This is a genomic window from Achromobacter sp. 2789STDY5608615, assembly GCF_001298995.1.
In the GTDB taxonomy this organism is placed as follows: domain Bacteria; phylum Pseudomonadota; class Gammaproteobacteria; order Burkholderiales; family Burkholderiaceae_B; genus Achromobacter; species Achromobacter insuavis.
This window is the reverse complement of the sequence record NZ_CYTY01000080.1, coordinates 1-8,707: the sequence shown is the minus strand read 5'-3', so window position 1 is coordinate 8,707 and position 8,707 is coordinate 1. Positions and strand designations below refer to the sequence as shown.

Genomic DNA, 8,707 nt, shown 5'->3' with positions numbered 1-8,707 from the left:
GGCCCCAGCCGGCCCCGCGCGCCGCCGCCGACCGGCCGCGCTGGCGCAGCACGGCCTGGCCGGCCGGCCCCATCTGCCGCCACAGCTGCCGCTGGGCGGCGAACGCCTGGGCGTGGCGTTCACTGGCGGCGCACCACTGCTTGAATGCATCGGCTTCGCGCAACGTCGCCTGCCCGGATGCGATCAGGCGGATCCAGGCGCGGGCCTGGCGTTCGATGTCCGCCTGTCTGCGATCGGCGGGCTGGGTTGCGGTGTTCATTGCATGCTCTCTCGATGCCGCCGCGCCGCCACTGCGGGCGTTGGCGCGCGGTTTTTCCCCTTGACATCCATAGGACGACTCTCGCAGCCGGAACCCGCCTTATGGTGACAATAATTTACGTGTGCGCCGGGCACAGTACTCGTGGGCGTTGCGCAGCTCGCGTTCGACGGTGCGCAGCGAGACGCCCAGGCGCTCGGCGATGTCGTTCTGGGGCTGACCCTCGAGCCGCACGGCCAGCAGGATGTCGCGCTGGCGCGCCGGCAGCTCGCCCATGGCGCGGGTCAGCGCGTCGAGCTCCGCGCGCCCGGCGGCAATCTGCTCCGGCCCCGGGGCCGGGTCGGCGATGGCGAGCAGCGCGTCGGCCTCGGCGACGGTCAGGCGCCGGTTCTCGACCCGCTGCTGGTCCACCGCCACGTTCACGGCCATGCGCATCAGATAGGGGCCGGGGCTGTCGACCGGACCCAGTTCCTCCTTGGCCTCCAGGCGCAGCCAGGTGTCCTGCAGGGCGTCGCTGGCCAGGTCCGGACAGCCCAGGCGCCGTGTCAGGCGCGCCTTCAGGTCGTCATAGCGTTGCAGCATGAAGTCGCGCAGGACCGACAGGCTGGTGGGCATCGTGGATCCGTGTCAGTGCGGAAAGGACCGGCGCATGGCGTCAATACGCCGGGCAGCCCTGATCGTGTTCCGGCGACTCCGGCACGATCAGCATCACGAAGGGCTGCTCCAGGTCGGCCGGCGGCGCCTTGTCGAGCACGGTCTGGTCCAGCGCCAGCACGATTTCGCCGTCCTTGTCCATGTCGCCGGTCGAATCCAGCACCCGCGCATGTTCCACCCGGCCCATCGGCGAGACCTCGAAGCTGACCGCGGCGCGATAGCCGCCGGCGCGGGTCGCGGGATTGCGGCACAGCGCGTCGCGCACGCCGGCCTGGACCACGCCGTAGTAACTGCGGTAGAACGCGCCGCGGCTGGCGCTGGGACGGCGGCCCGGCGCGGCGCCGACCGCGGCGGGCCGCAGGATGACGGCGTTGGCGGCCGTGTATTCCACGGCCAGCCCCGAACCTTCGATCAGCATGCGCAAAGCCGCCTCCGGCGTATAGATTCCCTTGACCGCGGCCGAACGCCGCCCCACCGCCAACGCGGCGCGATACACCACCGAACTGCCGGTGACGTTGCTGTACTGCTCGAGTGCCGATTGCAGCGGCTGCGCCGGAAGGTCGAAGTCGAAGACGCGCATGACCGGCTCCTGCGCGCCGGCCTGGCGCCAGCACAGGACCGCGCACAGCCCCCACGCGATCCACCAGCCTGTCCAACCGCGCCGGCGGCCTTGCGCCCGCGCCCTGCCCGCCCTGATTGGCTCCAGATGCATGCCCAGCCCTTGTCGCGCCCCCGCGGCTGAAGGGGAGCCGCAACACGTCGTGCTAATCGGTGAATGGGCAATGTAGGTCGCGCTTGTGACTGCCGCATGACAGCCAATCGTCAGGTTTCGGGGCCACCGGGCGCCCCTAGCCTCCCGACAGGCCGCGCTGCTCCGGTTCGGTCAGGCGGGCCTTCTGGGCCGCGTCCAGCTCGCCATTGCCGAGCATCTGGAAGATGCTGCGCGGGTCGTAGCCCTGGGGCGGCGGCGCGCCGCCCGGACGCGGATTGCCGCCGGCCGGCGTGGCGCCGCCGGCCGCCGCGCCCGCCACCGGTTCGCTGCCGTAGCCCAGGATCTGCACGTTGATGATGGACGGCAGGTTGCGGCGCGCGGCGTTCTGCTGCTGCCGCGTGGTGTCCTGCGCGCTCTGGGTGGCGCCGGCCGCCGCCGCGCTGGCGCTGGTCAGCGCCGCGACGTTCACCGCCGCCAGCGTCGGCACGCCAGTGGCCTTGCCCTGCCCCACCACGTTGGCCGCGTTCACCACCTGCAGCGCCGCCAGGTTGACGTTGCCCGAGTAGCGGATGCCGGCCTCGCCCGCGTCGATGGTGCCCAGCGGCGCCACCAGGTCGACGTCGCCCGGCCGCACCTCCGGGATCGGGTCGAGGGTCGCGATGCCCGCGCCCGTGCTGGGCACGGTCGGCGACAGCGTCACGTTGCCGACATCGTCGTACAGGCGCCGCTGCGGCGTGTACACCACCGTGCTCTTGGACCCGCGGCCGCTGTTGATGTCGCCCTCGGCCGACCAGCCCAGGATGTTGCCGCCGAAGGTCGTCATGACCCGGCTCTGGCCCAGCAGGATGCTGCCCTTGGCGTACATCTGGATGTCGCCCGCGCCCTGGGTGATGATGCCGGCCGTGGATGGCGGCGGCAGCCCCTCGACGCCGAAGACCATCTTGCCGCCCGGCGCCAGCAGGTGGATCGCGCCGCCGAACAGGGTCTGGATGCCCGATCCGCCGAACAGGGTGATGTCGCCCTGGTAGTGGATCGGCCGCCCCTGCGCATCGGTGGCCGGATACAGCTCGGCGATGGCCTGGCGGCCGCGCGCATAGCTGCCGGCGCGCGGACCGGCGGTGTCGTTGTGCTCGCGTCCGCCCGCGGTCAGCTCGGCGTAGTAGACCTGGCGCAGGAACACGCGCTGCTGCTCGGCCGGCAGCGCGTCGAAATAGGCGCGGGCCTGGTCCGCCGACCCGGTGTAGCCATGCTGCTGGCGCAGCCAGTCGGCCAGTTCGCCTTCGTAGGTCTTGACCGTCTTGCCGGGCTGGCCGGCCAGCGGCTGGCCCGCATCGGCGCGGTTGGCGGGGTCGAGATAGCGCCGCGCGAAGGCGGCGTAGTCGCCCTCGCCGCCGGCGCTGGCGACGATGCCGGCGCCTCCCCGGCCGGTGGCCTGGCTGCCGTCGATCATGCCCAGGCTGGTCAGGCGGCCCCTGTCTTCCTGCGTGAGGTTGCGGCCCGCGCTGACTTCCAGCCAGCCGGGGCCGGCCACGTCGACGTTGGCGTAGAGGATGTCGCGGCCGGCGACGATGCGCGAGACGTCGTTGGGCTGCTGGTTCAGGATCAGGGCCTTGAGGTTGACGATGTCGCCGCCGGCCTGGATGCTGACGGGACGGGCGGCGTGGTATTCGGCGCCGGCGGTGGTCGTTATCGTGCTGCCGGTGAACAGGCCCACGATGTCGCCACCCGCGTAGAAGCGCGCGATACCCGCATTGGACTGGGCGGGACGTCCCGCCGCCGTATTGAAGCCAAAGGCGAACACGCCGCCTTCCGCGCCGATGGCGTTTCCTGTCGTGACCGCCCCACCGTCCCAGGTCGCAAAATAAGCGGGCCGCTGCGGCGTGGGGACCGAGGCAGGATCCGCGCCGGATATGCTGGTGCGATAGCCCCCGCCGTACAGGCCGCCCTTGGCAAGCAGCTCGACGCTGCCGCGGTTGCCTGGCGCAAATACCCATTCCGACGTGGCGCTGCCGGGGCTGGCGTGATAGTAGATACTGCCGGAAGCCGCCACCGCGCTGAACCGCGACGGATAGGCGAACATGTTGGAGTAAGCGCTTGCCGTGTATTGGGTCGAATCCTTGCTCGCGCTGTCGTCGAAATGCGCCCCGGCAAAGGGTGTCACCGCCCCGCCGGCCGCGAACAGGTTCAGTGCCGTCCGTTCGGTCCACAGCGAGAACCAGTTATTGGCGCCGCCGGGCTGGGCAACGCCGTCCTTGATGAACGAGGTTGCGGAAAACTGGTACATCCTGCCGGCATCGCCCATCCCGCCCAATACCGCATCGCCACGCGCGCCAAGCTGGACAGTGGCATCGCCCGCCACGACCACCAAGCCGCCGGACGGGGCCGCCAGTGTCGGGCGCAATGGATTCACGCCACGCGAGTCCGAGGGATCGGCCAGGCCATAAATCGGATCCACCCGCCCGATACTGCCCGCGCTGACGGAAATGGACCCGCGCAGATTGGTCAAGACGCCGTTCAGATCCGACGGCGCCCCCGTGATGGTCGGCACGCCCCCGCCTCCGCTGGCGGTCTTGAGCGGGTTCAAGGCGCCGCCGACGTGCAGGCTCAAGTCGCCCCCGCCTGTGGAAATCAGCCGGCCGTCGGGCGTGATGCGTCCCGTGCTGCCCACCGTCAGCGCCAGCCCCTGGCTCGTCGCGTTCGACGTATTGCGCGTTTTCAGCGGATTGAGCACGCCGGCGTTGCCGCCCACGTTCACGGAAAGATTACCGCCGCCCAGCGTGCCGAAGCCGGTGAATCCCTCGACCGAGATGCCGTCCACCGGCAACCCCAGATCCTGGAAGGCGGTGTAGAACGGCGTCGGAAGATAGGTGCCGAAGTTGATCCACCAGGCGGTTTGCAGGCCGATCTCCCGGCCCCCCCCTGCCGCCACAGCCAGTAGCCCGGATAGCTGCCAGGCGCCGCGGAGGCCCCGCGCGCGTCCGCGCCATAGGTCGAGGCGGGCATGCCGCGGATCGCGCCGCGCATGTCGCCCTGCACATTGACCAGCACGTTGCCGCCGCGCTCGGGATACCAGGCGGCATACTGGTCGCCCGTCACCAGCGGCTCATAGCTGGCCGCCCCCGCGCCGAGCACGGAGCCATAACCTTCGAGCTGGTTGCGCCTCTCGACCTCGGATCGCGGCAAGTTGTAGGCATCGCGGCCCAACGCATCCAGGATGGGATTGCCCTGCGCGTCGCGGACCGTGTCCGACGGCGTGCCCGCGGTGTAGATGCCATAGTAGGAACCCTGCTGGAAATTGCCGCCAGCCAGGATATCCAGGTCTCCTCGCCCTGTGCGGATGACGCTGAAAATCGGCGTTTCACCCAACAGCATGCCGCCCTGATCGATGATGCCGAGATCAATGCCGAGGTCCTTCAGGTAGTGCGGATCCGACAGCTTCAGGTTACCGCGACCGCCCAGCCCGGAGGCCGGCAGTAGCGCCCGCGTGTCCGCCGAATCCAGGTCAGCCCCGCCGGCCAGACGCAGGCTCCACGACGAGGCGCCAGCCTTGAGCATGGGCGCCACCGCCCAGATGCGTCCTTGCACGCCCTCGTCATTCAGGTCCCGCAGATCAACGGTGGTACTCCTGAAGCGCAGGTCGGTGCCGCCCGGCAGATACGCTCCGGCGGCCAGCGACAAATCCCCGGACAGGGTCAGCAGGGAACTGAAGATCGACAGCGGCGTCCCCTTCGGCACGGTGAAGGCCCGCACCGGAATCGCCTGGTTCAGGACCAGGCCTGCCCCCAGCCGTGCGCCGGCGGTCAATGCCAGATCCGCCCGCAACACGCTGCCCTTGGCATAGAGCGTGCCGTCCGCGGCACGGATATCGGCTTCCAGCACCGTGCCGGCCGCCAGGGTCAGCGGCTGGGAAAGCTCGACCTGCGCGGGCAGCCGTGAATTCGCCTTGATCGTGTTGGCATTGATCGGCAAGTCGAAATTCAGGGATTCGTTTTCCGTGATCGGGAACGTCGTGCCGCCAGAAGTACCGCCACGCAACCTCACCGCGCGCGGCAGAATCAGGCTTTGCCCGGCCAGATCCACGCCGTTGGCTTCGTCCGGATTGCGGCGGCCGATCAGGCGCCACGCGCGGGCATCGTCATCGGTGGCCAGCGGCGGCGCGAAGCCATCGGTGATACTGCCGTAGATGTTCAGGTCTCCCTTGGCCCGCACCAGCAGTACGCCCGCCTCGCCAAACCCGCGCCTGGCCGGGTCATTGCGGTCGGCGTTGGGGCCATAGCGGTAATTCGACAGGTCCAGGTCACCTTCGATCCGCAGATCGCCATCAACGCCGCGGCTGACGATCTCCACGCCCGGACGCAATGCGTATCCCTGCAACCGGGCGCGCAGCCCGGCATTGGCCAGCGCCGCGTTCATGTAGGCCACGCTGTCGGCGTCCAGCTGATCCAGGTAGGCCTGGGTGATGACCTGGGGCGTGCGGCCGGTGACGTCCGGCGCCGACGCCAGGGGCGCGTCGTCATAGCGCCGGAAGGCGTTGACGGAGACGCGCTCGGCGCCCAGCACGCGCGGCGTGCCGAGAATATCCAGCCCCACATCATTGCCGCCCACGCGCGGCGCATTCAGATCCAGGGTGCCGCGCGAACGGCCGTCGTTCATCCCCGGCGCGCTCCCTGAGGCCACGCCGGTACCGGCGCGCAGATCCACCACCGCGTCGGAGCCAAGCACCAGCCGGCCCTGGCCGGCTGTCAGCTCCACCACCGCGCGGTTGGGACTGTCGATGATGTCGCCGCGGCTGTCCACCCGCAGCAGTGCGCCATGCGCATCCAGCAAGCCGTTGACGATCAGGTCGCGCATTGCCGACAGGCGGATGCTGCCGACCTGCGCGCCGCTGGCGTCGATCAGGCCGTTCACCGTGAGGCTGCCGCCATCGACCGCGATGTTGACGCGCCGCGCCTTGACCTCGCTGCCGATCACCAGGTCGCCGCGCTTGATCTGGAAGGCGCGCGATCCGGTGATGCCGCCTTCGTTGAGCCGCTGGTTCAATCCGGCGAAATCCGCGATGGCCTGGGCCCGCAGCGCAATGCCGCCCGCGTCGAAGGGCACGATGGTGCCGCCCGCATCGTAGTCGCCGCTGGCCTGGCCCTTGATGACGCCGCGCAGATCGATCAGGCCCGCGCCTGCCTCCAGGGCGGTGGCCGTGAGCCTGCCGGCCTGGTTGTAGCGCGCGGACAGATCGATGACGGAGCCCGCGACCTGCAGAATGTCCCCCTTTCGGCTCTCCAGCTCCACATCGCCGCCCCAGCCATAGCGGGTCTGGTCCATCAGGGTCACGGCACGGCCGGCCAGATCGAGGCGGGCGCCGCCGGCCAGCGTCAGGCCGTGCTCGGCCTGCACCGTCAGCTTGCCGCTCGGCAGCACAATGGCGCTGTCGAGCTCCACCCGACTACCCTGCAGCGTCAGCGTCGCGCCCCAAGGCGCCGTGGCATCGTCGGCCGCGGCGCCCGTGCCGGCAAGCCGCAGCAGATCGCCGGCCGTCAACCGCGTGACCGAGCCGTCCTCGCCCGTCACCAGGGGCGTACGCAGCACGAGCGTGCCGCCCTGGTACTGGAATTTTCCATCGACGAAGTTGCCGCGCGCCTGATAGACCTCCAGGCCGCCTTCGCCGCCCGCGGTGATGCGCTCGGCCACCTCCATGTTCACCGTGGCGAATCCCAACGCCTGGCGCCGCATCTGCTGATGCGGGACCTGGAGCGTGCCATTGGCGTCACCCAGCACAATCCGGCGCGCGCTCAAGGTCAGGATGCCGGATCCGGTGCCGGCGCCACCGTTCGCGATGGCGCCAGGCTCCGCATTGGCGACGCCATTCCATACCAGTGTGTCGGTGGACAGCGTCGCGATATCCGTGGCCGACCCATAGCCGTAGATCGCGGGGGTATTCAAGACCAGTTGCGCTAGACTGGATTTGCCGGTGGCGGCATTCAGCGTGCTCAGGTTGACGCTGCCGAAGAAATTGATCGAGTCGCGCAACGAGAAAATCACCCGTTCCAACGCCGGCGCGCCGTTGTCGGCATCGCCGTCCAACAATCGCCGCAGCAGATCCTGCGACAAGCGCAACCCCGTCGGCAGGACCCCGCGCGACCGGGCGTCGGCCAGGGCCGCTTCCGACCCCGCGTTCAAGCTGTTGGCGGCCACCACCAGATTGCGCGTGCCATAGCGCAGCGCATCATGCAGCACCAGGTTGTTGCTGCCGAAAACGATCGTGCCCTCCGAGTACAGTTGCGCCGCGCCGCCGCAGGCACCCGCCGGGCAGGCGCCGAGTTCGATCCTGCCCGCCTGGGCGCCGACGCCATTGGAGAAATCGAGCCAACCATTGGACACGGCCAGGATGTTGTTGCCGCCCGCGCTGCCATACTGGTAGCCCTGGCGTGCGTCGTACGGCGCGGCGCCTGCGCCCAGGGTATTGATGGAAGCGCCCTGTTCGAGCAGGATCGACTTCAATGGCGACGCGATCAGCAGGACCTCCGGTGCCCGCAAGCGCGCGCCGCTCCGCAGGATGATGTCGCTGCTGCCGGCCACGGTGCCCAGTCGGCGGTCCGCGCCCGTCGACGGCTGGTATGACCAGCCTCCCAGGGACAGGCGATCGGCGCCCACCGCGTTCAGGTCCGCGGCGCGCAGCGACAGGCCGGCATGGCCGGCCGTCGGCGCCGCGTTGACGATCTCGATGGCGAATCCATCGGAGCGGACCACCAATTGACCGCCGTAGCCGCCTTCGCCGCGACCGAAGCGCGCCTGCCCCTCAAACCGCAAGGCCGGCTCGGCCCCGGCCGCGGGAACACTGCGGTAATACAGTTCCAACGCCGCGGCGTCGGCGGGAAGCATGGGCCGCGGCTGGCCGCTGCGCGCCGCCTCGGCCAGCACGAACGCCCGGTAGTCCATTTCGTTGTACTGCGCATGCCGCCGCAGCACATCGCCCGGCGTGACCAGCGCCTGCCTGGGCATGGCATCCGTCGTACCGGTATTGGAAAGACCGCGCGTGGCCGCGACCGACCAGGACCCGCCCCGGGTCGTCGTTGCGCCGCCCCCCCCCC

Annotated in this window: 5 protein-coding genes; all 5 read right to left on the bottom strand. The window is 69.9% G+C overall.

Going from position 1 to position 8,707, the window contains the following annotated elements; all coding sequences use genetic code 11:
• A partial coding sequence (locus tag AOZ49_RS31220) for a DUF4880 domain-containing protein (protein ID WP_156351046.1) occupies positions 1-259 on the bottom strand: 259 nt, incomplete at its 3' end.
• 99 nt (positions 260-358) lie between these two features.
• On the bottom strand, positions 359-871 hold the full coding sequence (locus tag AOZ49_RS31215) for an RNA polymerase sigma factor (RefSeq protein WP_054435530.1): 513 nt from the start codon (positions 869-871) through the stop codon (positions 359-361).
• Positions 872-911: 40 nt separating this feature from the next.
• A complete protein-coding gene (locus AOZ49_RS31210; RefSeq protein ID WP_054435532.1) occupies positions 912-1,490 on the bottom strand; it encodes a secretin and TonB N-terminal domain-containing protein in 579 nt (192 codons plus the stop codon).
• Between the two features lie 268 nt (positions 1,491-1,758).
• Positions 1,759-2,445 (bottom strand): filamentous haemagglutinin family protein, encoded by a 687-nt coding sequence (locus AOZ49_RS33785; protein ID WP_231690496.1) that lies wholly within the window; start codon positions 2,443-2,445, stop codon positions 1,759-1,761.
• 1,928 nt (positions 2,446-4,373) lie between these two features.
• Complete coding sequence (locus tag AOZ49_RS33205) at positions 4,374-8,618, bottom strand: hypothetical protein (protein ID WP_054479777.1); 4,245 nt, start codon at positions 8,616-8,618, stop codon at positions 4,374-4,376.
• Positions 8,619-8,707 lie beyond the last annotated feature (89 nt).